The sequence below is a fragment of the Virgibacillus halodenitrificans JCM 12304 genome (assembly GCF_001310895.1).
Classification (GTDB): Bacteria; Bacillota; Bacilli; order Bacillales; family Amphibacillaceae; genus Virgibacillus_Q; species Virgibacillus_Q halodenitrificans.
The window spans coordinates 106,991-130,812 of record NZ_BAZS01000004.1 but is presented as its reverse complement, the minus strand read 5'-3'; the positions used below and the strand labels follow the sequence as shown (position 1 = coordinate 130,812).

Annotated in this window: 26 protein-coding genes; 10 read left to right on the top strand and 16 right to left on the bottom strand. The window is 39.3% G+C overall.

Features of this window, described 5'->3' with window-relative positions:
* Positions 1–10 precede the first annotated feature (10 nt).
* From JCM12304_RS04005 to JCM12304_RS03995, 3 genes are all read right to left on the bottom strand, one after another.
* Positions 11–778 (bottom strand): 3-oxoacyl-ACP reductase, encoded by a 768-nt coding sequence (locus JCM12304_RS04005; RefSeq protein ID WP_256200754.1) that lies wholly within the window; start codon positions 776–778, stop codon positions 11–13.
* Positions 778–1,014 carry a DUF2829 domain-containing protein gene (locus JCM12304_RS04000; protein WP_060678621.1) on the bottom strand — a complete coding sequence of 79 codons (237 nt, stop codon included), beginning with the start codon at positions 1,012–1,014 and terminating at the stop codon, positions 778–780. Before JCM12304_RS04000 ends, JCM12304_RS04005 begins: the two co-directional genes overlap by 1 nt.
* 91 nt (positions 1,015–1,105) lie before the next feature.
* Positions 1,106–2,389, bottom strand: a complete 1,284-nt coding sequence (locus tag JCM12304_RS03995; protein WP_060678620.1) for an acetyl-CoA hydrolase/transferase family protein — start codon at positions 2,387–2,389, stop codon at positions 1,106–1,108.
* A 166-nt stretch (positions 2,390–2,555) separates the two neighbouring features.
* Here JCM12304_RS03995 and JCM12304_RS03990 point away from each other — a divergent pair, with 166 nt between their 5' ends.
* Positions 2,556–3,035 (top strand): divergent PAP2 family protein, encoded by a 480-nt coding sequence (locus JCM12304_RS03990; RefSeq protein ID WP_033353510.1) that lies wholly within the window; start codon positions 2,556–2,558, stop codon positions 3,033–3,035.
* A gap of 62 nt (positions 3,036–3,097) precedes the next feature.
* On the opposite strand, the gene JCM12304_RS03985 is transcribed toward JCM12304_RS03990, so the two are convergent.
* A complete protein-coding gene (locus tag JCM12304_RS03985; protein ID WP_060678619.1) occupies positions 3,098–4,336 on the bottom strand; it encodes a Zn-dependent hydrolase in 1,239 nt (412 codons plus the stop codon).
* A 190-nt stretch (positions 4,337–4,526) separates the two neighbouring features.
* Between JCM12304_RS03985 and JCM12304_RS03980 the strand changes: the two genes are divergently transcribed.
* Positions 4,527–5,438 (top strand): vanadium-dependent haloperoxidase, encoded by a 912-nt coding sequence (locus JCM12304_RS03980; protein WP_060678618.1) that lies wholly within the window; start codon positions 4,527–4,529, stop codon positions 5,436–5,438.
* A gap of 132 nt (positions 5,439–5,570) precedes the next feature.
* On the opposite strand, the gene JCM12304_RS03975 is transcribed toward JCM12304_RS03980, so the two are convergent.
* Entirely contained in the window at positions 5,571–6,830 is a 1,260-nt protein-coding gene (locus JCM12304_RS03975) for an MFS transporter (protein WP_060678617.1), read from the bottom strand.
* Between the two features lie 65 nt (positions 6,831–6,895).
* Complete coding sequence (locus JCM12304_RS03970) at positions 6,896–7,651, bottom strand: SDR family NAD(P)-dependent oxidoreductase (protein ID WP_060678616.1); 756 nt, start codon at positions 7,649–7,651, stop codon at positions 6,896–6,898.
* Positions 7,652–7,848: 197 nt separating this feature from the next.
* Between JCM12304_RS03970 and JCM12304_RS03965 the strand changes: the two genes are divergently transcribed.
* Together JCM12304_RS03965 and JCM12304_RS19270 are read left to right on the top strand one after the other, a co-directional pair.
* On the top strand, positions 7,849–8,262 hold the full coding sequence (locus tag JCM12304_RS03965) for a TetR/AcrR family transcriptional regulator (RefSeq protein WP_060678615.1): 414 nt from the start codon (positions 7,849–7,851) through the stop codon (positions 8,260–8,262).
* A complete protein-coding gene (locus tag JCM12304_RS19270; protein WP_157360422.1) occupies positions 8,196–8,447 on the top strand; it encodes a hypothetical protein in 252 nt (83 codons plus the stop codon). The genes JCM12304_RS03965 and JCM12304_RS19270 overlap by 67 nt, the downstream gene beginning before the upstream one ends.
* 87 nt (positions 8,448–8,534) lie before the next feature.
* Here the strand turns inward: JCM12304_RS19270 and ppc are convergent, their stop codons facing one another.
* The 4 genes from ppc to JCM12304_RS03945 form a co-directional block, all read right to left on the bottom strand.
* Positions 8,535–11,285: a phosphoenolpyruvate carboxylase gene (gene ppc, locus JCM12304_RS03960; protein ID WP_060678614.1), complete on the bottom strand. Its 2,751-nt coding sequence runs from the start codon at positions 11,283–11,285 to the stop codon at positions 8,535–8,537.
* A gap of 416 nt (positions 11,286–11,701) precedes the next feature.
* Entirely contained in the window at positions 11,702–12,016 is a 315-nt protein-coding gene (locus tag JCM12304_RS03955) for a hypothetical protein (protein ID WP_060678613.1), read from the bottom strand.
* Between the two features lie 15 nt (positions 12,017–12,031).
* Complete coding sequence (locus tag JCM12304_RS03950) at positions 12,032–12,877, bottom strand: alpha/beta fold hydrolase (protein ID WP_369813131.1); 846 nt, start codon at positions 12,875–12,877, stop codon at positions 12,032–12,034.
* A 107-nt stretch (positions 12,878–12,984) separates the two neighbouring features.
* Positions 12,985–13,428: a hypothetical protein gene (locus JCM12304_RS03945; protein ID WP_060678611.1), complete on the bottom strand. Its 444-nt coding sequence runs from the start codon at positions 13,426–13,428 to the stop codon at positions 12,985–12,987.
* A gap of 99 nt (positions 13,429–13,527) precedes the next feature.
* Here JCM12304_RS03945 and JCM12304_RS03940 point away from each other — a divergent pair, with 99 nt between their 5' ends.
* Positions 13,528–13,803, top strand: coding sequence for a hypothetical protein (locus JCM12304_RS03940; RefSeq protein ID WP_060678610.1), 276 nt, complete (start codon positions 13,528–13,530; stop codon positions 13,801–13,803).
* Positions 13,804–13,929: 126 nt separating this feature from the next.
* Here JCM12304_RS03940 and JCM12304_RS03935 read toward each other — a convergent pair whose 3' ends face one another.
* On the bottom strand, positions 13,930–14,184 hold the full coding sequence (locus JCM12304_RS03935) for a hypothetical protein (RefSeq protein WP_060678609.1): 255 nt from the start codon (positions 14,182–14,184) through the stop codon (positions 13,930–13,932).
* A 101-nt stretch (positions 14,185–14,285) separates the two neighbouring features.
* Here JCM12304_RS03935 and JCM12304_RS03930 point away from each other — a divergent pair, with 101 nt between their 5' ends.
* The 4 genes from JCM12304_RS03930 (at position 14,286) to JCM12304_RS03915 (ending at position 16,020) form a co-directional block, all read left to right on the top strand.
* On the top strand, positions 14,286–14,561 hold the full coding sequence (locus JCM12304_RS03930; RefSeq protein ID WP_060678608.1) for a hypothetical protein: 276 nt from the start codon (positions 14,286–14,288) through the stop codon (positions 14,559–14,561).
* A 51-nt stretch (positions 14,562–14,612) separates the two neighbouring features.
* A complete protein-coding gene (locus tag JCM12304_RS03925; protein ID WP_060678607.1) occupies positions 14,613–14,951 on the top strand; it encodes a hypothetical protein in 339 nt (112 codons plus the stop codon).
* A 52-nt stretch (positions 14,952–15,003) separates the two neighbouring features.
* Positions 15,004–15,336 (top strand): DUF1433 domain-containing protein, encoded by a 333-nt coding sequence (locus JCM12304_RS03920; protein ID WP_077358950.1) that lies wholly within the window; start codon positions 15,004–15,006, stop codon positions 15,334–15,336.
* Between the two features lie 354 nt (positions 15,337–15,690).
* Positions 15,691–16,020: a membrane lipoprotein lipid attachment site-containing protein gene (locus tag JCM12304_RS03915; RefSeq protein ID WP_060678605.1), complete on the top strand. Its 330-nt coding sequence runs from the start codon at positions 15,691–15,693 to the stop codon at positions 16,018–16,020.
* A 53-nt stretch (positions 16,021–16,073) separates the two neighbouring features.
* Here the strand turns inward: JCM12304_RS03915 and JCM12304_RS03910 are convergent, their stop codons facing one another.
* From JCM12304_RS03910 to JCM12304_RS03890, 5 genes are all read right to left on the bottom strand, one after another.
* On the bottom strand, positions 16,074–17,114 hold the full coding sequence (locus JCM12304_RS03910) for an EAL domain-containing protein (protein ID WP_060678604.1): 1,041 nt from the start codon (positions 17,112–17,114) through the stop codon (positions 16,074–16,076).
* Between the two features lie 199 nt (positions 17,115–17,313).
* Positions 17,314–18,498 carry an Rpn family recombination-promoting nuclease/putative transposase gene (locus tag JCM12304_RS03905; RefSeq protein WP_060678603.1) on the bottom strand — a complete coding sequence of 395 codons (1,185 nt, stop codon included), beginning with the start codon at positions 18,496–18,498 and terminating at the stop codon, positions 17,314–17,316.
* A 141-nt stretch (positions 18,499–18,639) separates the two neighbouring features.
* Positions 18,640–19,344: an ankyrin repeat domain-containing protein gene (locus JCM12304_RS03900; protein WP_256200753.1), complete on the bottom strand. Its 705-nt coding sequence runs from the start codon at positions 19,342–19,344 to the stop codon at positions 18,640–18,642.
* 23 nt (positions 19,345–19,367) lie between these two features.
* On the bottom strand, positions 19,368–20,588 hold the full coding sequence (locus tag JCM12304_RS03895; RefSeq protein ID WP_060678601.1) for an amidohydrolase: 1,221 nt from the start codon (positions 20,586–20,588) through the stop codon (positions 19,368–19,370).
* Between the two features lie 119 nt (positions 20,589–20,707).
* Positions 20,708–21,334, bottom strand: a complete 627-nt coding sequence (locus tag JCM12304_RS03890) for an NAD(P)-dependent oxidoreductase (RefSeq protein ID WP_060678600.1) — start codon at positions 21,332–21,334, stop codon at positions 20,708–20,710.
* 503 nt (positions 21,335–21,837) lie between these two features.
* Here JCM12304_RS03890 and JCM12304_RS03885 point away from each other — a divergent pair.
* Complete coding sequence (locus tag JCM12304_RS03885; protein WP_060678599.1) at positions 21,838–23,712, top strand: heavy metal translocating P-type ATPase; 1,875 nt, start codon at positions 21,838–21,840, stop codon at positions 23,710–23,712.
* Positions 23,713–23,822: the final 110 nt, after the last annotated feature.

Below are 23,822 nucleotides of genomic sequence, written 5' to 3'. Positions count from 1 at the left end.
TAGGCATTCTTTACTTTATTGTCCAGCCACCATCCATTGGCATAACTGCTCCATGTATGTAATCTGCTGCATTACTTGCCAAAAAAAGCGTCAGACCAGCAACCTCCTCTGGCTGAGCCCAGCGCCCGGCAGGTGTTTCACTTGCTACCCAATCGGCCATCGCACCATCCCCAGCAAAATCAGCTGCATTCATTGGAGTTTGAATAGCTCCCGGTGCAATTGCATTTGCGCGGACTCCTTCACGGCAATAATCCAGATCAAGCTGCTTCGTATAACCGATAATGGCATGCTTAGAAGCTGTATAAGCAGCTCCTCCCCCACCAGCAACAAGCCCTGCAATCGAAGCCATATTCACGATGACCCCAGAGGCATTTTCTATCATATGGGGAAGAATGGCATTCGTTACAAAGTAAGTGCCTTTTATGTTTGTATTCATAACCCTGTCCCATAATGCTTCATCCGTATCCAAGGTTTTTGCATAGCCATCCAGCACACCAGCTGTATTTAGTAAAATATCAATTCTGCCAAATTCAGCTAAAGCATGCTGAACCGCTTCTTCAACGACTTTCTTTTCTGAAACACTGCCCTCGATAAACAAAAATCGAGCTTCATATTGCTGAAAAAATTCGTTTAATCCTTTTCCAACGAGATCAAAGCCAACTACATTTGCACCATTTTCTAAAAAAGCTAATGCTTGTGCTCGGCCAATACCTGAACCTGCGCCGGTTACAAATACTGTTTTTCCGTTAAACTCAGGAAATCTCATCTTACTTTCCATTAGCGGCGGGCTTCCTGCTCAACAATCTGCCAATCATCAGCAAGAATGTCGCAAACGGTTGGGCTGAACATGGTGTAGCCCTCCCCCTCTACATTAATCAAAAAATATGGATTCAATCTTTCTCCATCATGCTCTGTTTCACCAACAAGCTTCACATAGAGTTCAGGACCTCCCCAGCCCTGACGGATTACCTTTTTACCTGCCTTTACTTGTGGGAGTATTTCTTCAAATGTCATGCTTATTCATCCTTCCTTCAATCAAGTATTCTGTCATGTTAGTATAGGGCAAGAAAAACGAGAAAGCAATGGAAGGAGCGCTGCCTTACGCTTATACATATCCAAGTTTTTTTGCTTCAAAAAGCAGCTCATCCCTAAAAGCAGGATGGGCGATATCAATTAATGCTTTCGTGCGTTCTCTAATTGCCTTCCCCCGTAATTTTGCTACACCATACTCTGTTACAATATAATCAACATCGTTTTTGGAAGTGGTCACAGGAGTGCCTGGCTTTAATGTAGGGACTATTTTTGAAATTGTATCTTGTTTCGCTGTTGAGTGCAGACAAATAAACCCCTTACCTCCTTCTGAAATGCGGGAAGCTAATTGGAAATCAGCTTGCCCTCCCGTGGAAGACCAGTAATTTCCTCCTACCATTTCGGAATTGACCTGGCCAAGAAAATCAACCTCTACCCCTGCATTTACCGTTACTAAATTCTTCACTGCCTGCAGCTCACAAATATAATTTGTCTTGTTTACAGGAAGCATATAAACCTCCTTATTTTCATGTAGGAAATCATACAGAGACCTGGAACCATAAGCGAAGGTTGCTGTCATTTTCCCTTTATAGAATGGATTATTTTCATTTGTTACGGCACCACTATCAAATAAGTCGATAATTTTTTCTGGAATCATTTCCGTATGTATACTCAAATTTCTATGATGCTTTAAATAATCCATAATGGCATTGGGAATAGAACCAAAACCAATTTGCAGCACATCTCCATTATCGATAAGTTCAGCAACATGCTCTCCAATGCGTTTATCCTTTTCTGACTGACGCAATACAGCGGGAGCCTCAGGTAACGCTTGGTGATTTTCAATTAGGGCTGTAACTTGCGAAATATGTATTTGATTTTCCCCAAAGGTACGAGGCATATTTTCATTTACTTCAATTAATACGGTTTCAGCCGTTGATAGCAGTGCAGCAGTATGATCACAATTGGTACCTAGTGAGAAGTAGCCATTTTTGTCCATTGGGGAAACCACTGCCATTACTACAGGGTTTCTTGCTGTTTGCTTTAACAGTGCTGGTATATCTGAAAAGTGATTTGGCAGTAGATCTAACTTGCCTTCCTTAAACGCCTTCCGCTCGGTTGCTCCCATAAACATTGATATCAGTTTTACCTTTTCCGGGTCTACCTCCAACACATCTCTTGTTGAAAACATTTGATAAAGCCGATTCCCCTGCAGATGCCCTGCAGTCTCCAACTGTTTCATTAGACCGTATGGCTCGCCTGCAAGTAGTGGTGTGATCAAATCCGTTTCTGGTTTAACAAAAGACATCACGTCTGCCGGACTGCATAATTTCCTTCTGTAATCATTTGCTATATTCATAGCCATCCTCCCCTTTCATTATTTCTCTACAACTAGCGTACAAAATTTTTATAGTAATGAATAGTGGGAAAAAGACGTAGGAACTTCTTCCCTCGCATAAAAACATCTCATTAAGGGTAAGAAATGAATAGACAGATTTATGGGAGGTTACATAGTGGAGACGAAAATGAATAAAGGAATTATCACCGCATTAGCATCCATTGGAATTGCGCAAGGGCTAAAGATCCTGACACATAAAAGGCTGACAGGGAAATGGGATATCAAGCAGGCTGCGACGACAGGTGGAATGCCGAGCTCCCATTCTGCAGGTGTTTCTGCACTGGCAACGTATATTGCTGCCAATAAAGGCTCCCGTCATACGGAAACTGCGCTAGCTACCGTATTCGGAGTGATTGTTATGTATGATGCGCAAGGGATTCGTCGACATACAGGGGAGATTGCTCAGCTTGTTAATGAACTGGAGGATAAATTTGCTGATCTTTCAGGTGAATTTCCTAGCTTGGAATTTGTTGCTAAAGAGAAGGAATTAAAAGAAATACTTGGCCACCAACCGTTGGAAGTATTGGGTGGTGCATTACTGGGTATAACGCTTGGGTTCATTTCTGCAAAGTATGAAGACAGCAAAGAGGGTACACGCACGCAATGAGCAATTGCGTCTGTGTACCCTTTTTTCATTTAAATAAACTCAACTTTATTAGGCTTGTCTCTTTAGTCAGCTACCCCCGCACATTGCACTACCGCTTCTTCCAACACATCGATTCCTGCTAAAATATCGCCCAGCTCCGTAAATTCATTGGGGTGGTGACTAAGCCCATCTACAGAAGGAACGAAAATAAGGCCAACAGGGCAAAGTGTTGCCATATTCATTGCATCATGACCTGCGCCACTATGCATCTGCTGATAGGATAGCGATTTTTCTTCGCAAATAGTTACAAGGTCTTGATTCATTTCTGCCGATAATTGCACAGGCTCTTCCGAAGCAATTTCAACTGTTTCGATGCCCAGCTCCCTTTCGGCTTGGATTTTAGCGATAGCATGATGTACATGTTCAGCCACCCGTTGCCTTGATTCCAAGCAAGTGGAACGAATATCAATTTTAAGTTCTACCTCTCCTGGCACAATATTCATCGCTCCATTAGGTAAATTCAAATACCCAATCGTAGCAACTGTGCCAGCCGCTTCTTCAAGCTTCGCAGCTCGTTCCAGCTCGAGAGATAACTCAGCGGCACCAAGAAGTGCATCCTTTCTCATGTTCATTGGTGTAGTACCTGAGTGGGAAGCCTTGCCGAGCATCTTTACTGAAAATCGAATTGGTGCAGCAATTCCAGTGACAATCCCAATTTTCTTTTTGTTGTTTAATAATACAGGCCCTTGCTCTACATGCAATTCGAAAAAGGCTTTTATCTTCTCATCGGCCCTGCTCGCCTGATCAATCTGGTCATAATCCAACGCACATAAAGAAAATGCCTTTTCAACCGTAATCCCATCACGGTCTTTGAGATGCCTATATTTCTCTTTTTCCAGTGCACCTGTCATTGCTTTACTACCAAGCGTGGAGACACCAAAGCGGGCAGATTCTTCACAGGCAAAGGAAATAATCTCGATTGGATGCTCTGTTATGATGTTTTTTTCATTCATACGTTTCACTACTTCCAGTGCAGCCGTTACTCCAACCGTCCCGTCATAGCGCCCTCCTTGATAAACCGTATCCAAATGCGATCCCATAAGAACGGGGGGCAGCTCATTATTTCTACCTTGTCTCCGTGCAATCATATTTCCACTTGGGTCCAGACGTACCTCCATGCCCTCCGCAATACACAAGCGCATAAAGGCATGTGTGCACGTTTGTTCCAGGTCTGTATAAGCAATTCTTGTAATCCCTTTATCCCCTGAATTATATTGATTCACTTTATCCAGCAATAATTGATATCTATGTTTTTGTACCATGACTAAACTCCCCGACAAAGATTTCTGTATCTACATTATAGCGGGAAAAGAGGCGGTTGTCCTTGTGAAAAAGTATAAAAATGTTATTTTAACATTTATTCTTTCGTTCATTTCCGTGATATATCAACTATACGAGAACCCATTCTATACATATTGTAGTTATATATGTTTAGAAATGAGGTGCAAGACAATGAGTAAAAGATCACCACATACTGATTATCCCCGTTGGAATGAACTTCCGTATGCAGGAGAAACGAAAGCACCTGACAATGCCGAAGCTCCTTATGCCGGCAGCTGGACAACATACTTTATTCGATATCAACAGAATGAATGGGTATCAGCCTTCAATGGAAAGACGATTCACTTTAAAATTCGTCATCCTGAGTCGATCGACTGGTATAAACAATTAGCTGTTGTACAACGAACGCAGCGAAAGTTAACGAGGGAACAAAAAACAATTGCCACATACTGGGGATCAGGAGTAGCTACTAAGCAATGGACACCGATTGCAGATCAACTAATCGATTCCTATGGCGTAGAGGCTCCGAGGGGCGCAAGAATATTAGCAGCACTGCATGCGGCAATAAATGATGCATTCGTTTTACCATGGTCTTATAAATTTAAATGGTTTGTCGCCCGTCCAAACCAATTAGATCACAACCTGGCAACCTTCCTTTGTACGCCGAGACACCCTTCTTATCCATCTGGTCATGCGGCTGTTGCCGGTGCTGCGGAAACTGTGCTTTCATACTTTTTCCCTGCAGAAAGACGTCGTCTGCACGAGCTAGCTGAAGAAGCTGCACAATCCCGTTTATATGCAGGGGTCCATTTCCCAGTAGATAATGAGCAGGGCTTGCGACTGGGAAGACAGGTAGGAGAGCTTGCTGTGGATCAATTACGCGAGGAAAGAGATACAGAGGATCATAACATTGATACACCATACAGACATTCCGCAAATGTAAAACTAACTCCGCCACCGTATGAACAAGTTATTCCATTTGAATTTGATGATCACTGCGGTTCTTTGACTATGAACGAGGATTATAGAGAGAAAAAGTCAGCCCCAACAGCAAACAAGCACAAGCCAAAGCTATTTTACTAGTAGAAAATAGAAGCACGATATCAGGGTGAGGCTCTTTTTTACAACTAATTCAATGATCTCTGCTTTTGTCCATTAACCATCTATATCAACAAAAAAAACGCAGACTTCATATCTGCGTTTTTTTCGTATCTATTAATTATACAATCCTTCATCCTCCAGCTTTTTCTTTCCTTTGAAAGCAAGCGTAACAAGGACAATATTAATAATTAGCATTGCAATAATGGTATACAATACAAGTGTGTAGCTTCCAGTTAAATCATAAACATAACCATAACCAGGCAATGCCACAATACCAGCTACTGCTAAACCAATTCCAATAGATGCATAGATTTGACTATATTCTTTATTACCAAATATAGAAGACGTTAGCAATGGTCCCAATGTTCCAATGGATGCTGTTACAAAACCAAAAATACCAATTGCTAATGTGAAGATAGCCGCATTTCCTGGGACAAAGATTAATAAACTAACAGCTACAATTCCACTTAGCATAGAGATAATAGCAGTATTTTTCGCTCCAATTTTATCTGACATAAAGCCAAACGCAAGAGCTCCAACGAGCATACCTACCATGAATGCACCCATTACTTTTCCTGCGAAATCAACCTCGTAGCCGATTCCCATCGCATATGGTCCAATATGCTGTGCAAAGCTGCCAATTGCTGTCATAAAGAACAGGAACAGAAGCATGGAGTAAAATGCCAATGATTTCTTAGCATCCGCCATGGTTACCCCACGCTCTGCAGGCTGAGACTGCTTTTCACCCTCCGGCACCTGAAGCATGCCATATGGTAACAAGCCTTTTTCTTCTGGCTTCTTTCTAATAAACAATAATATAACAGGAACTACGATAATAATCGCCGCCACACCTAAGATGATGTAAGCTTGACGCCAGCCCTGCTCTCCAATTAAGCTTCCGGCTAATGGTTGAATGAACGCACCGAACAAGCCAACCGCTGCCATCATGATACCCATTGCCAGTCCATTTTTTTCTTTAAACCAACGATTAATTAATACAGGACCTGCCATTGTCGTAACAAAAATTGCGCCAAAAGCCATCGGCACAGAAAGCACATACCAGCCCCACACAGAATCCATCAAGCCAAATAGTGCAAACGAGCCTGCTTGTAGGATAATAGCAATAATCAAAAGGCCGCGAATGTCATATTTAGCCATCATTTTACCTGCCAATGGTAAGAAAAGCATTGTTACAATGGAAGAAATACTAAGATAGATAGTTAAGTTTCCAATTCCGATCCCTAAATCCTGTGATACTGGTGCCAAAAACAATCCACCAGCATTATTTATTCCTCCACGTGCCAGTCCAATCATAATCGATAAGCCTAATAAGACCCACCATGCAAAATGAATCTTCCCTTTTGTTCCCCGCATAGTTTATTCTCCCTTTAAAATCCACAAGCCTGTTTTATCAGACTTGTGGATCAATGTTTTATTATTTAACGAAGCTGGATGGATCCTCCGTCCACCATAATCGTTTGCCCTGTAATATAATCTGAATCCTCACTTGCTAAGAAAACTGCTACTCTACCGATATCTGCTTCAATTTCGCCTGCTCTTCTTAATGGAATACCGGAAAGCATTCTTTGATAATATTCCGGGTTAGCCTCTGCCCATTGAATCATTCCTTCAGATTTAGCAATCGGAGAAATAATATTTACATTAATACCATATGGACCAAACTCATTCGCAGCAACACGTGTAATTCCGCGAATAGCCTCTTTTGCAGCTGCATAGGATCCTTGGTTCACATCTCCTTTAATTCCAGCGCCTGATGCGAAGTTAATAATTTTTCCTTTTGTTTCCTTTAAGTAAGGAAGTGCTGCCTGCATAAAGTAGAATGTTGGATAAAATCCTGTATTAAAGGATAGATCCATTTCTTTTTGAGTTATATCTTCAATTGAAGCCATTTTGGATGCGTGTGCATTATTTACAAGAATATCAATCGTACCCAATTGATCTGCAACCTGCTTAACTACTCCCGCAAGCTTATCATGCTCCATTAAATTTGCTTGGATAAACATACATTCCGGTTGGTACTCCTGAAGTTTTTTAACTGTTTTCTGGCCTGCTTCTTCGTTAAGATCGACAATAGCAACCTTTGCACCTTCCTTAACAAAAGCTGTTGCCATTCCGCTACCAATACCACCAGCGCCGCCAGTAATTATTGCTACTTTGCCCTGTAATTTTCCCATTTATATCTCCCCTTTTTCATTAAATATATTATTTGCATATCCATCATATAATGTATTGACTAACAAATCAATCAATAAATTTTAGTGGCAAATTAGAAAAATAAAGCGATTTTTAGTTGAAGCTCCTTTTATTTTTCCACTAATGCTATAATAAATGCATTATAGTTACATGTTTTAAATAAAGTGAGGCAAAAAGAATGGCTAGAAGTGAAGAACAATTTAAGAAGATACGTGATCAACGATATGAGGAAATTAGTAATGCTGCATTAAAGATCTTCGCCCGTAAAGGATTTGCAGGCACAAAAATAAGCGATATAACTTCCTCCATCAATCTCAGTCACGGATTGCTATATCATTATTTTAAATCCAAGGAAGAGATTTATGTTGCACTCATTACAAATGTACTGGAATTATTTAGCCAAGCGGTTGAAGAGGCAGAAAGTAATAACGGTACACCATATGACAAGCTACGCTGGTTGACAGAGCTTACATTTAAGGGAGATTTTGATGTGGCATTAGACCGGCACATGCTTCTTATGGAGCAATGCAAGCCGATTTCCTTTCTCAGGATACAAAAGAACAAATTATCGACCAATATACGACGGCATTAAAAGGGATTGGCAGAATTATAGCTGAAGGACAACAGACTGGTCTTTTTCGTGATGGGGATGAAATGGAGCTGGCAGCTTACTATATATCTCTATCTCAAGGAATTACACTGTGGAATGCCAAGGGATTGTATCCCATTCGTGTATCTGCAGATATGGTATTGGATCCGTTAATGAAGCGGGGTTAAAAGGACAATCTATCATTTCTACAACAAGCAATACTTCTATTTACATTAAAAAACAAGCTGGCATCATTACCAGCTTGTTTTTATTTATCAACCTGTATTCACTAAACCTGCAGCAACACCATTAATTGTAAGTAACACTTCTGTCACCAGTTCTTCGGATGGATTTGACGTTTCTCTTAGCTTTTGGATCAAATCAACCTGCAGGAAATTAAGTGGATCAACATATGGATTACGAAGATGCACGGACTCTTTTATATTAGACGTGTGACTTAGCAGCTCTTCGTTTCCGGAAATCTGCAGCAGCGCCTTCTTCGTACGTTCATACTCCTCGGCAATATCTTCATAAATCCGATTTGCCAACACAGGATCCTCTACCAACTCTAAATATTCCTTCGCAGTCTTCATATCAGCTTTCATCAAGGCCATCTGTAAGTTATTAATAGTGGAATGGAAGAAGGACCACTCCTTATACATTGTTTGCAAAATTTCTAAGTTACTTCCATTCTCTTCAATGAAGGATTGCAAACCTGTTCCCGCTGCATACCAAGCAGGGAGCATATGTCTGGATTGCGTCCAGGCGAATACCCACGGAATTGCCCGCAAATCCTCAAAACGCTGACTGTTTTTCCGGCTCATTGGTCGTGAACCAATATTTAAAGCACCTAACTCTGTTAACGGAGTTGCCTGATTGAAATACGTCAGAAAATCAGGGTCGCCAAACACGAGCGATTGGTATTTTCTTAGGGATTTTTCTGAAATAGCCTCCATGGCATCCTCCCATTCTTTTTGGCGCAGTTCAACCTGGTCAGAAGAACTGGACACCTTGGCACACGCTTCAAATAAGGCTGCAGCAGCTTGCTCCAGATTACGATAGGCGATATCTTCAAGTAAATACCTGGAGGAAAGTACTTCTCCTTGCTCCGTAATTTTCACACCATCGCCCAAAGTTTCCATTGGTTGGGAAAGAATACTTGTATTTAAAGAACCGCCCCCACGGCCTAATGAACCACCACGACCATGGAAAAACTTCAGACGGATATCATATTCTCTTGCTGTATTATGAATTTCCAACTGTGCTTTAAATAATCGCCAGTTTGCACTTAATGTACCGCCATCCTTACTTCCATCCGAGTAGCCGAGCATGATTTCCTGACGTCTGTTGCGTGATTGGAGCTGTTTCCGATATACATCTGTATCGAATAATGTCTGCATAATTTTCGGACCTGCAATCAGATCATCAATTGTTTCTAAAAGTGGTGCAACATCAATGTCACTTTCTACACTTCCATCCGGATAAAGTCGATAGATACCCGCTTCTTTAGCTAGTACCATGACTTCCAATAGGTCACTCGGTGCTTCCGTCATGCTAATTAAATAAACTTCAATTGCACGCTTACCAAACTCTTCATGGGCTTTTTTAATCATCCGGAATACACGCAACATCTTTTGTGTTGCCTCAGAATAACTGCCATCAAACAGTAGTAATGGGCGTTGATCATTTAAAACCTCGAGAAGAATTTTCTGCTTTTCCTCTTCGGTCAAGTTAGAATAATCATCTGCTACATGTACTGCCTTCAAAATCTCATGGATAGCAGCTTCATGCTCCCCACTATGGTTCCGCACATCAAGGGTTGCCAGATGGAAACCAAACATCTGCACCTGGCGAATTGCTTTACGAAGTGTCTTCAGCTTTTTCGGTTTCGGCAGATGTGCCTCTGCATGCTCCTTAATTTCAATAAGATCATTTGCCAGCTCCTCCGAAAACTGATAGCCGTTTTCCGTTTTTCCTGTTTCTCGAAGCCGCTTTAAAATAATGGCAAACTTACGGCGATATACCTCGGACTTCACTGGCCATTTCTCTTTATCTACTAAATAGGTACCCTCCTCTTGCTCTACCTTTTCAATAAATTGAGGGTTAATGGTAATACGTTCACTTGACTGACTAAAACGTCTCATTAGATCAACAATGGTGCTATCGTATTTCTTCAAAATAAGCTCCCGTTGCATCCCCAACGTCTTCCACGTAATTTCTGGCGTTACATTTGGATTACCATCCCGGTCACCGCCAATCCACGACCCAAACTGAATAAAGTTTGGTACCTTCCAGTCCTCCTCAGAAATTTGGGATTGTAGCTGCATCTCCAGATCCTGAAAAACGTCTGGTAATGTATGGAATAACGTTTGATCAAAATAATAAAGACCGTTTTTCACTTCATCAAGCACTTCAGGCTTCCGATGGCGCAGTTCATCTGTATGCCATAATGCTGTAACCTCATTAAATAAACTTTCCTCCACATATGCGCGCTCATTTTTTGTTGTTTGTGGATTGTCTAACTTCCGCAAAATTTCAGAAATTCGTTTTTGGATTTCTAACACGGTACGCTTGGTCGCCTCTGTTGGATGTGCTGTCATAATTAGTTCCACAGATAATTCATTAAGTACGTCCTGAATATCCTCATTTGTGAGGTCATAGTTTTTCACGTTGGATACTGTCTTTTCCAAAGAGAAGGACTGACTCTCCTCCTCCTTCAATAAATACTCGCGTCTCCGGCGAATACGATGATTTTGTTCCGCAATATTAATTAAATGAAAATAAATAGAAAAAGCTCTAATCACCTGCTGTCTCATAGGCGGCTGTAGTGTGCTAATCTCATTTTTTAGTGTTTGATACGTATCCGCATCATATGTTTTACGAATACTTTTCGTCATTTCGCGAATTGTTTCTACTTTATCAAATAGCTCCTTGCCACCATGGAGTACTAAAATTTCCCCCAAAATACTGCCGAGCATATTCACATCTCGTCGAAGTAATGCATTGCTGTCAGTCGTTACTGTCATCCTGTTTCCTCCTTGATTGTTGAATTACTGCTGAAATTAGTAGAATTCGTATGCCCTCTGAATCTAGCATGAATTATGTTGCTTTTTTGGTTATTTTTATAATGATAGCATAGTAGAGGATATATTTCGAGAATTCTGTATTATTTAAGGGGAGAAAGATAGATAGACAGTCTTTTTTCATGTTCAATGATTGGGTTTATTGATAGAGGCTATTTAGCATTAAATCGTCAGAAATATTGTCCGTGTATAAATGTATAATTAGTCATTAGAAGTTTTCTATTTTAAACAAAAATAAGCTAGCCAAGAATCTGTTCTTCTGTCTTGTCTAACTTGTATGTAAAAGTAATTTCAGCTATCAAAATTCTCTCATCTATTTATTATTGAGTAAGGTAGTTGCGGAGGATATAGATTCGATTTTACCAGAAACCCGATTTAGTCTTTATGCTTTCTTTCACATTCTCATACATTTTATCTAATTGTTCCAGTTGTTTACTATTCTCTTCAAAGCGAAGTCCTAAAGCTTCATTCGCTTCCCCATCAAAGCTGTTTTTTACCTTACTCAAAATACCTCTATGTTTTTCAGATAGAGAGTGCAAGGCATAACAGTGTTGCAGATAAGCTTTAAAAAAGGCTGCTTTTGTCTCCAGGTCAGCTTTGATGTTTGATTTTAATTCTTTCTTTTGGCTTTGCGTCTCCCAAAAATCCTCCCACCATTCAGTTAAATCGTCCATCGTATCACCACACTTTTACTTTTTTAATTGCAACCACTGAGCAAGCTGTGTATCAGCTTTGTTAAAATCATTGCTCATTTTTTCCATATGGTAGGCGATCTCATCTGTATCCGACAAGGCTTTTCCTATCATAGACATTAATCCTTCAAATTCTTCGATGTCTAACAGCATAGGAACTCCTTCTTCGTCGATGTTAGTGTAATCTGCGAAATATTCATTGACGTGCGCTGTACTCAATTTATCGTATTGACCAGTGCCTACTTTAGCTAGATATGTATTTTTTAACTCGGTCATTGATTCCACATAAAAATCAAGAAAATTCACCAGCGCTTTTTGTGTTGCTTCGATTAGTTCAGAGCTGCCTTCCAATTCTTTAACATACGCCGCCATGAGACTACCCTGAATGCGAATGTAAAAATTTTCGACCCCTTTGTTCTTCATTTTTAATGGCGAAGAAGCTAATTGTCTATGAATTTTTTCATCATAAAGGGTGCTGGGTAGAAAATATCCTTCTTCATCATACAAGTCTTCAACCATATAATTTTTAATCTTATGTGTACTAATTCCTTTCGAACTATCTTTGGGCTCAGACATATAGTAGACCGAACCAATGGAATCGTTATAAAAAGTACCCACAAAGTCGTCTGGATATGTGTAAGATATAATGTTGTCTTTAAATTTCCCTTTAGCAACCTCTTGCTGTTCTTCCTCGGACAATAAAGAATAAACATCAGCTGCAGCAAATGTGATTGCATTGGAATCATGTTTAACTGCATAATACTGAGCCAAACCACCTCCAAGTGAATGCCCAACAAAAGTAATGTTGTCTGCTCCATATTTTTTTACGGTGTCAGCTATTATTTTTTCTGATTCTGTAAATTGGTTTTTGTTTACATAGGTGATGGTTTTTTCGTTGGAGTTTAATTTTGCTTTACCAGTTGATAAAGCAGCATCTTGAGAAGGTGATGCTATATACTCTGTTGTTCCATATCTTTTTTGGTATAATTGGGATCACCAAAAACAATACCTTGAATATCTTCTGTTAGATCTTTTTCAGCTTTATCAATACCTGTGATGCTATTGCCATCATAAACAATGTTACCATCTTTTAAAGTGGCACCGCCGCCAGCACCAGCTAAGCGAGCATCTTGAGAGGGAGATCCTACATATTTCTGTTCTACCTGCTTTTTCTCAACTTTAGGAAGTTCTGTACCTCTAAAGCTGATCACTACTTCTTCCGTATCTGGGTTTTGTAGAACATACCCTTTGAGTCCGGTGTCTTTATCTTGAATGGTGTCAACTGTTGACCAAGCAGACGCTTTTCCGTTTCTTGCTTCATAATAGACTTCGTTAACATTGTCCACATAGGTCCTAGCAGATATTCTACTTGCTAATTGATCATTTATAGCCATCTTTTTACTCCTTTCTAAAAGGGGGAACGTTTGGGGGGGGGATAACATGAAAAAAATTTTTTTAATTATAGGATTAATTATACTATTAGGGGCTGTAATGTGAACTCTGACAATAAAATTGAGGATGAAATAAATGTAGACAAAGCAAAGGAAAACGTTGAATCATATCTTTTTAATAACTTCGAAGATGTTAAGTCTGTGGAAATCAAAGATATTTATATCGACCCTATGGGTGGTATAGCAGTAGATGGTACAGTGAATGGTCATGCTAAATACACTGCAGGAATCGAAAGTGATTTACGTGTAAGTAATATGGCTGTGGGTGACGATTTCCCTAACAGAAAAGAAGAATGTAAAGAAAGAAGATGTGATTAACAATAAAGAGACGCCTAAGCGTCTCTCTTATATTTATTAACCTTCCATCTCATCTTGTGGTGTCATTTCCACAATGTTACCATCTTTTAAAGTGGCCCCTCCACCGGCACCAGCTAAGCGAGCAGCCTAAGAGGGAGATCCTTGTGGCACTTGCTTTTCCACCATTCTCGGAAGTTCGGTGCCTCTAAAACTGACTACTACTTCTTCAGTTTCAGGATTTTGTAAAACGTAGCCTTGAAGCCCAGTGTCTTTGTCATTGATGGTTTCTTTTGTTTTCCAATAAGACATTTCGCCCGTACTCTTTTTTATTTCAAGTGTTTCAACTGCATTATTATATGTTTCTTCTGAAATCCTCGCTGCATAATCTTTTATATTGCCCACAAAAATACCCCCATTTATAAATTATATTGAGGTGATTTAAATTGAAAGGTCTTACTTTATTTCTATTCATTTCCATTATTATACTATTAGGAGGTTGTAATGTGAACTCTGAAAAAAATGCATTTGATGATGAAACTATTTCTAAAGCAAAAAGTGTTACAAAAAGTTACGTTCAAAATAATTATAAAGAAGTTCAATCTACTGAATTAACAGAACCGTATATAAATCCCATGGGTGCTATGACGATAGACGGCGAAGCTAACAATATTGGTTTTTCTATAACTATTAACGAAGACTTTTCGATAGCAGGCATCAGTGAAGAAGCTAATTTCCCTTCAAGAAAAAAAGAGTGTATGAAAGAAGCATGTGAATATTAGCCTTATAATTAGGTAAAGTATCGAAATCCCCCTTAAGAGGAGAATCTCCCTTTGAAAAAACTACTTATTATTCTGTTCATTATGTTGTTACTAGCTGTTTGTAAGGTGAATTCTGAACAAGAAAACGAGTATGACCAACAGACAATACAAAATGCTAAAGCAAATGTGGAAAGCTACCTTGTGAATAACTATACCAATATCAACAATATTCAACTCGACGAACCTTATCAAGCGCCTATGGGTAGTATGACGATTGATGGTACCGTCAATGAAACTGAGAACTTTTCAATTAGTTTAAACAGCGATCTTACTATAGGTAGCCTAGCAATTCAAAGCGATAATTTCCCTGAAGAAAAAGACGAATGCAAGGAGAAAACTTGCGATTATTAGTCCAATATCAATTGATTTTCATAAGTCAGATCATTAGCCCTTCCAAAACAGCATGAAAGTTATCCCTGTTCTATTCATTCTCTTTCTTTTAATTGGGTGTAGTCTTCCAACAGAAAGTATGAGAACAGGTGATAAAGTAATTGATCAAGCAAAACAAAAAGTCGAAAGCTACATACGAAACAACTATGAAAATATAAATAAGATTACATTTTCAAATGATACTAGCGATCCAATGGGTGGATTGATGATTCGGGAAACTGTAAATGACAAGGTTGATTTCTCGGCAAGTGTAGATCCCAAAGAACTAAGCGTTCAAAGTTTAGGAGAAACAAAGGGTTTCCCTGAGGTAAAAGAAGAATGTAAAGAAAAAATTTGTGATTATTAATCTTATAATTAGGTGAAGTGTAGAAGTCATCCCTAACAGAAAAGTAGAATGAAAAGGGAAGAGACTGTGATTAACAAAAAAAGATGCCTAAGCGTCTCCTTATATTATTAACCTTCCAACTCATCTTGTAATGCCATTTCCACGATGTTGCGCGCAATGAACGTACAAGTTTTTTCAGTGGTAACATTATCAATTGACATTCCCATGCCCTCATTAAAGATTTCTACACCATAGATTTATAGGTTTGCTGTCAATTGTTCGATGTAACCAATAGTGACCTGCTACCTCAATGTTTATCATTCATAGTCATCTTTTTACTCCTTTCTAAAAGGGAGTAGCGTTGGGAGGGATAACATGAAAAAAATATTTTTTATTATAGCATTTGTTATACTATTAGCTAGCTGTAATTTGAACTCTGGTAATGAAATTGAGGATGAGATTAATGTAGACAAAGCAAAGAAAAATGTAGAAGATTATCTCTTTAAAAACTTTGAAGACATTAAATCAGTGGAGATTAACGATATTTATGTGAGTCAAATGGGTGGTATAGCAATTGACGGAACAGTAAACGGGCATGCTGAATACACTGCTGGGATTGAAAGTGATTTAAATGTAAACAGTATGGGGGTGAGCGAAGCCTTCCCTAATAGAAAAGAAGAATGCAAATATAGGAGATGCGATTAGCAAGAAATAAGCTAGCCAAGACATCTGGTCTTACCTAGCTTTTATATTAAATGTTAGCTTACTGCATTTTCTCCTATCCTTGTTGCAGGGGTTGCAGTTGGCTTTCCTAAATAATAGCCTTGGAATAGATCATATCCCATATCAGCTAAGTACAATAAGTCCTCTTCCTGCTCTACACCTTCTGCCAATGCCTTTGCGCCCATATTATGTGCAATTGTCAACACAGACTTTGCCACATGTTGTTTTTGCGCGTCCTGACTCACTCCATTTGTATACTCCATCGCTAACTTCACAAAGTCAGGCTCCATATTGGATAACATCTCAACATCGTTATAGCCTACTCCCACATCATCCAGCGCATACTTAAACCCGTGTGACCGATAATAATTTAAGATCGATTTTAAATGCGCCACATCATCTATCTGTTCTGTTTCAACGACCTCGAAAACGACCTGTTCAGGCTTTATATGCAGTTTTTCAATTAATTTAATCGTAGTTGCCAGGCAATGCTCCGGTACATAAATAGCTGTAGGTATAAAATTAATAAATATAAGCTTATCTCCCACAGCTTCCGCATTTTTTACACAAGTAATTCTGCATGCCCTATCCAAGGAGAATGTACGATTTCTAATCTTAGCAGCCTCAAACATTTTAAAAGGAGGAATAATCTTCCCTTCGTTGTCCAAGCCCCGCGACAATAATTCATGGCCTACGATTTCTAATGTACCAGTTGTCCAACTAACGATTGGCTGATAATGGGTAGCGATCGATTCGTTTTGTATTACATCATCTATCCAGCTCGCTTCACGCTCCTGTTTAAATTGAGCAATTGGTTTCAAAGGGGTTTTATACTTTAACGGCTTGCGGACATCTGCCAAAGCGGCAACTATATGTCTCTCACCTAGATGCGCCTCCGCATAATCTATAAAGTCAAAAAAGATGGACTCGATCATCCACACGTTTGCAGGATCTATCCTCTTCCAATTTACTGTTGGAAGGCTATTAAAATAACTTAAAAGTCGCTGTGCATCTTGCTTATCTGAAAAACATACGGTATATCCCTTTTCTTGTGGTGCACAAATATCACAACTCATTCTCCATTCCCCTTTTATCTAGTGTCTTTTTTATATTCGACAAAAAGATACAATATCCTTCTTTAGTACTAGAAAAAGGCGAGCTAGATCTTCTGATATATAGATTAATTGAGATGTGGCAGCTTACTTTTATAACACAAAAAGGAAATAGATTCTTAATTAGATTTCATTTCCTTTTTACATTTAACTCACAGTTAGACTATATTTCACGTTGAAGTTGAATAACTCGTTCAATGGATAGCCCAGTTGTTTCTGCCACGGTTTCACTATCCATGTCATTCATTAATAAACGTCGCGCAATTTTCTCTTTTGTGAATTTCTCTCCTTCTTTTATCCCCTCAGCGATTCCTTCCGCTTTTCCTTCCGCTTTTCCTTCCGCAATTCCTTTAGCTAATCCTTCTTGTCTTCCTTCCACTCTGCCATCTTTTTTTCCTTCTTCTAATCCTTTGACAAAACCTTCTTCTCTTCCTTCCCTAATTGCCTTCTCTTTCGCTTCCTGCAGCCTGAGCTCTGCTTCACGCTGGGCCGCTTCTTCATCATTAATTTGCTTTAAACGCGATTCATAAGCAAAATATTCTTCCTGGGTCATACTGAGTTGCTCCCAGTTTTGAAAAGCAGCACGCACAGATTTATCCTTCATAGCAATCGCCTCCAGCTCTTGATAAATATCATCGTAAACCTTTTTATTTCGATAATCCACCATACCAAGCATTAAGAGCCATCTAACTAAAACATCGTTCCATGGATCCAGATTACCATTCTTCCAATCATTTATTAACTTTGGCATCTCAATAAAATGAAAACCCATGACATCTGTCAGCTTAAATTTTTCCTCATCTTCATATAAATGATACATCGTATGAAACCGATCGGTCTGTTGGAATAAATTGAAATTCATTATATTAATGGCAATTACTGGCTGTAGTTCTTTGTAGCTCATCCTTTTTTGCAACGGACTACGGTAGATGCCTGCCCAATAGTAGATAGATCGTTTTACCATGTCATATTTGTTGGTAAACTGAATTTCAACGTTAATTCGTTCATTTTCATCTGTTATTGCGAGGAAATCAAGCCTTGACTGCTTGTCATCTACATATTCACCTCCGGATTCCGTGCTGGTGAATGCTATTTCTTTTATGACTTTTCGACCGGATTTTTTTAGAATGGCATTTAAAAATATAACAGTAATATCCTTATTTTTTTCACTTCCAAATAACTGTTTAAAAGCATAGTCTACTTTCAAATCCATTAACTTTTCCAGAGGAACATGTTTCAATAATTTTTCTCTTTCAGTTTGGTTTGCTGATTTTTGCTTATAAAAACCAGCGTCTTCCATTACTGTTAACGATGAGGAGTTTAGTTGTAAAGGTATATTCAGGGGCATTTATAACACTTCCTTTTTCGAAGTGAGGACTGTACGGAGGATGTTTAACCACTTTTATTATAATGAATATTTAGATAATAATCAAATCGATTACTATCTAAATATCCGTGTTGAGTCTTATGGGTACGTTTTTAAAAAAATCTATTTTGCCCCGGCCTGTTGAAGTATTTCAACTATTTCTGTATATCCTTTAGTTTTAGCATGTGCAAGTGGTGTTACGCCGTCATTATCCGGGATATTCACGTCTGCACCATGATGGATTAATAATTGAATGGTCTCCTGTTGTTTTTCTCCTCCATCGCTGAGAATAATCGCTTCTAATAAGGCTGTCCAACCCAAATCGTTTAAATGGTTTACATCAACTTCCGTGTTTTCTACTAACTCCTTTATGACATCAATATGACCATGTTCTGCGGCAGGAATCAAAGCTGTACCACCATATCGATTTAATAAGCTTGGATCTGCCCCTGCTTCTATTGTTAGCTTCAGAATTTCCAAATAACCTTCTGCACCTGCATAAAGAAATGGATTGTTTTGCATATTATCCCGGAGATCAATATTAATTCCTTTTTCTATAAGGAGCTTAACCGCTTCCGGTTTGTTCGCATAAGTAGCAATCATTGCCGCTGCCCGTCCTTCATCATCTGTAACATTAATGTCTATCCCAGCCTCGATTACCTCTTTCAGCTTTGCAACATCCCCCTGCTCAGCCGCTTGAAAGTATTGTTCTTTCATATTGCTTTCCTCCTCTGCCTCCTGGTTTTTGGTGTTCTCTGTCGATTGATCGTTAGTCTGACAGCCTAGTAGCAACGCGATACATAAAACAGGTAGTAATAGCTTTACCATTCTATCTAGCTCCCCTTGGTATGTTATAGCTTACCCAACTCTCCAGCAACCAGCTTACCTTGATAAAACACAGCCTTCCTCTCAGCACGTCTTGCAACTGCTTCTGCTGAACAGCTTGCATCAACCAAGACCATATTTGCTTCCACTCCCGGTTTCGGCCAAGCTTGATTGCCATCACGATTCAATGGAGTAATACCTCCTGTTATATAACGTAGGGCTTGCGAAAGCGCCACTTCATCTGTCCACCGGTTTGTCTCAACAAGGCGACCGATTCTTTCAAGTAAGTCCCCATTGCCCGTTGGCCACCAGGAATCAAAAATGTTATCATTCGCAACGGCTACTTCGACTCCAACCTCATCTAGTAAAGGTACAGGAACCCCTCGATCAATAGGTAGACTTGTAATGATAGATATACCTGCATCTTTTAAAATATGGGCCATATCTCTCGCTTCTTCTTCGGAAACATCTCCCAAGCCAAATGCATGACTCACAGCTACCTTTCCTTGCCATCCGGCTTGCTTGGTTAAATAGGCAAGTCGCTTCATCGTGAAGTTCCCCAGATGTCCCGGATCATGCAAATGGATATCGATCGCCGCATTCCCTTCCACTGCAATATCCATTAATGTTACCAATGATTTTTCTATATCCTGATCCACTGTCGCCGGATCCACAGAGCCTACAATACCTGCACCATTCTTTACAGCCTCGCGCATTAACTCTTCCGTGCCATTGCTCAATAATCCATGCTGGGCAAACGCCACTATTTCTGAACTGACTTTACCGCCAAAATTAGCAAGTGCCCGCTTAACACCTTCGAGATTTTGCAGCCCTACCTCTGGATATATATCCACATGTGTCCTTACATGTGTCGAGCCTGCAGCTACTAGAACTTCCAACAACGCATTGGCTCGCTCCTCAGTAGTTGTGTGCATGGAAGCTAACGTATTTTTTTCAATCGTACTTCTTTCCAAGACACTACTTGCCGGTCTGCTTGCTCTCCATTTATCTCCCATATAGGTTTTATCCAGGTGGACATGTTTCTCAATAAAAGAAGGAAGTAACAGCATTCCTTCCGCGTCCTTCACATCCACATCCGCCGGAATCGGCTCCTCTAGGTCTACGATTCTACTAATGCTTCCTTCGTCAATCACCACATGCTTTAATTCAGCTTCGGTGCCAATCACTTGTCCATTCTCTTTATGAAAGCCGGTTTCTAAGCGTACATTTGTTAGCCAGTATGTCATTGTCTTCCTCCTTCTATTTGCAAAAAATTGTGGTAGGGTGGGAACTGTCTTCCATTGCTCATCTTGTTTCCTTCTAATCTTTTGATTAGCACGTAACCTCTTTTTCGAGATATAGGAATCTAATAAGCAATTCCGACACGTTTTCGGATAAATTTGTCCTCTGTCAGCTGTTTATAAGCAAACGCAGCTGTGTCTTGTACCGAAATCTTCTTGCCATCCACTGGTAGCACATCTGCTTCCATACGATAATTCCCTATTTCTTCTCCATCAGGCAAATAGGTTGGGCAAACAAGTGTCCAGTCAAGATCTGATTTCTGTAAAAATTGATATGCAGCTAAATGATCCTCTGCTGCAGTCGTTGATTTTCGTTTTGACTCATTGGACTGAAAACGATAGATGTCAGGATTTTGCCTGCTGTTTAAAATACCTGCCGTTCCAATGGCAATATACCTTTTGATGTGATATTGGTTCATAAGCTGAATAAGTGCTGGTGTATAGCGGGAGAGTACATTATTTTTATCTGTGTTTAATGCACTTACTACCGCTTCTACAGAAAGACGCGTCATAGCTTTTTCCAATGCCTCCGCATCCAGTACATCTCCCGTGACCACATGCAAATGCGGGTGATCAAATGTTATTTTTTCAGGTGATCGGGCAAGCGTTACAACCTCATGGCCATCCTGCAGCGTTTTTTCCAGCAGGGCACTTCCAACCCGCCCCGTTGATCCTAGTAGTAATATGTTCACAGGCTTACCTCCTAATTGGGCTTCTTAGTTATATTCAGTTATTCACAAATATTATTTTATTAGTTAATTCGTCTTTTGGGGATGAGGCTAAACTTCTGGATTGCTTTTTAATTCTTTTGAAACTTCATTTAGAACTTGTAAATCATACTCAGAGGGTACGCTTTAATGCATTTTTCCTTCTTCATAAACATTTTAACATGAAGCGTAATATTTTGAGTGGGAGTTGATATAATTACGCTAAAGCTGTTTTATTCAAACTTGTTTATTTTGAATTATAGTCACTCTCTACTAAAGGGAAGTGATTGAAACTTCTACTGTGCATTTCTATAAGTGTTAGGGTTACTTATAACTAACCTGCTTTCTTCTGGAGCCTCTGGATTAGATTTATAATCTTTCACTTTTAAAATACAACTTGATCCGAATCAATTTTTATTTCATAAAAACCTCCTATACTAGAGTCAACAACGAGGGATAAAAATGAAAACAAAATTGGGGGGATCAACATGCAAAGATATATATTAAGTAAAAAGAATTCCATTACAATGATTATTGCAATTTTAATTGTATTTGCATTTTCTGGACGATTTGTCTTAGACAACATGATTATTTTTAATTGGTCGCTCATTGTTGCATCTATACTTGGTGTAGCGCCAATTATGATCCAAGCATATCAGGCATTAAAAGTAAAAGTTGTCAGTATTGATGTTTTAGTTACCATTGCAGTACTTGGTGCATTATTAATTCAAAACTATGAAGAATCGTCTATCGTTACCTTTTTATTCTTATTTGGTTCTTACTTGGAGCAACGCACCTTGAATAAAACACGTTCTGCCATTAAAGAATTAACAGATCTGGCGCCTGAAAATGCTTTAAAACAAATGGAAAATAAAGAGTATGAAGAAGTTAATGTCAATGATGTAGATGAAGGTGACATTTTATTGGTCAAAACGGGAGCAAAAGTCCCTGTAGATGGAACCGTATTAACAGGGGAAGGGCACATAAATGAAGCAAGCATTACTGGAGAGTCTGTCCCAGTAAGAAAAAGGGTTGATTCTGAAGTCTTTGCAGGCACAATCTTAGAAAATGGAACGCTACAAATTCGATCCGACCGTATAGGAGAAGATACAACGTTTGGTAGGATTATTGAATTAGTTGAAGAAGCACAAGATTCAAAATCAGAAGCAGAACGGTTTATTGATCGCTTTTCAAAATACTATACGCCAGCTGTTTTAGTGCTTTCCTTCATTGTTTGGCTGTTCAGTCGTGATAGCGAGCTGGCGATCACTATCTTGGTATTAGGTTGTCCAGGTGCATTAGTTATCGGGGTACCTGTATCCAATGTTGCCGGTATTGGAAACGGTGCACGAAATGGTGTCCTCCTAAAAGGTAGTGAAGTTATCAATGACTTCAGCAAAGTAGATACGATCGTTTTTGATAAGACAGGAACGTTGACAGTAGGAAACCCTGAAGTTGCTGAAAAAGAATTTTATGGAGACAATACGGAAGAAATTCTAGGATACTTAGCAAGTGTGGAGCGTGAATCGGACCATCCAATAGCCAAAGCTGTCCTTCAGGATATTGGCAAGACAACTTTCTCTACTGTTGAGAAAACAGAAGTAATTAAAGGGGAAGGAATTGTAGCAAAAATAGGGGTTCATCGTATCGCTGTTGGTAATGTAGCTTTAATGGAAAAAGAAAATGTAAAATTAAGCAAAAAAGCTAAAAAAGATGTTGAACTCTTTGAAAAAAACGGGGATTCCCTTGTGCTAACTGCGATCGATGGAGAATTAAAAATTCTGATGGGCATTCGAGATCAAATCCGTCCAGGTGTTAGAAAAGTCCTTCGAAGCTTAAAAATGCTTGGGGTCAAAAATCTGGTCGTACTTTCAGGAGACAATCAAGGGACTGTGGATTTAGTTGCTCGAGATCTTAAGTTAACAGAAGCACACGGCCACATGCTTCCCGAAAAAAAAGCGGCATATATCGAAAATTTACAAGCAAAAGGCCAAATCGTTGCTTTTGTTGGTGACGGAGTAAATGATAGTCCTTCATTAGCCTTAGCGAATATCGGAATTGCTATGGGAAGTGGGACAGACGTAGCAATTGAAACATCGGATGTCGTTTTAATGAATTCTGACTTTAGTCGTTTACCACACGCATTAGGCTTAACAAAAATAACTTCAAGAAACATGAAACAGAACATTACAATAGCAATTGGTGTAGTATTAATTTTACTTACAAGTTTACTATTTAGTGAATGGATGAATATGTCAATCGGAATGTTAGTTCACGAAGCAAGTATCTTAGTAGTTATCTTAAATGGTATGAGATTGCTTCGATACCGTAGAGAAGATGATTTTAACAGAACGCGTTCTTAACAAATGATATAGGTGGATTATTTAGGTGGGAAGGACAAAATAATCCCCTTTTTTATTAAAACTTGATTTGCGTCAATTAAATTCCGTTGAATCTGAGCTATACTAAAGTT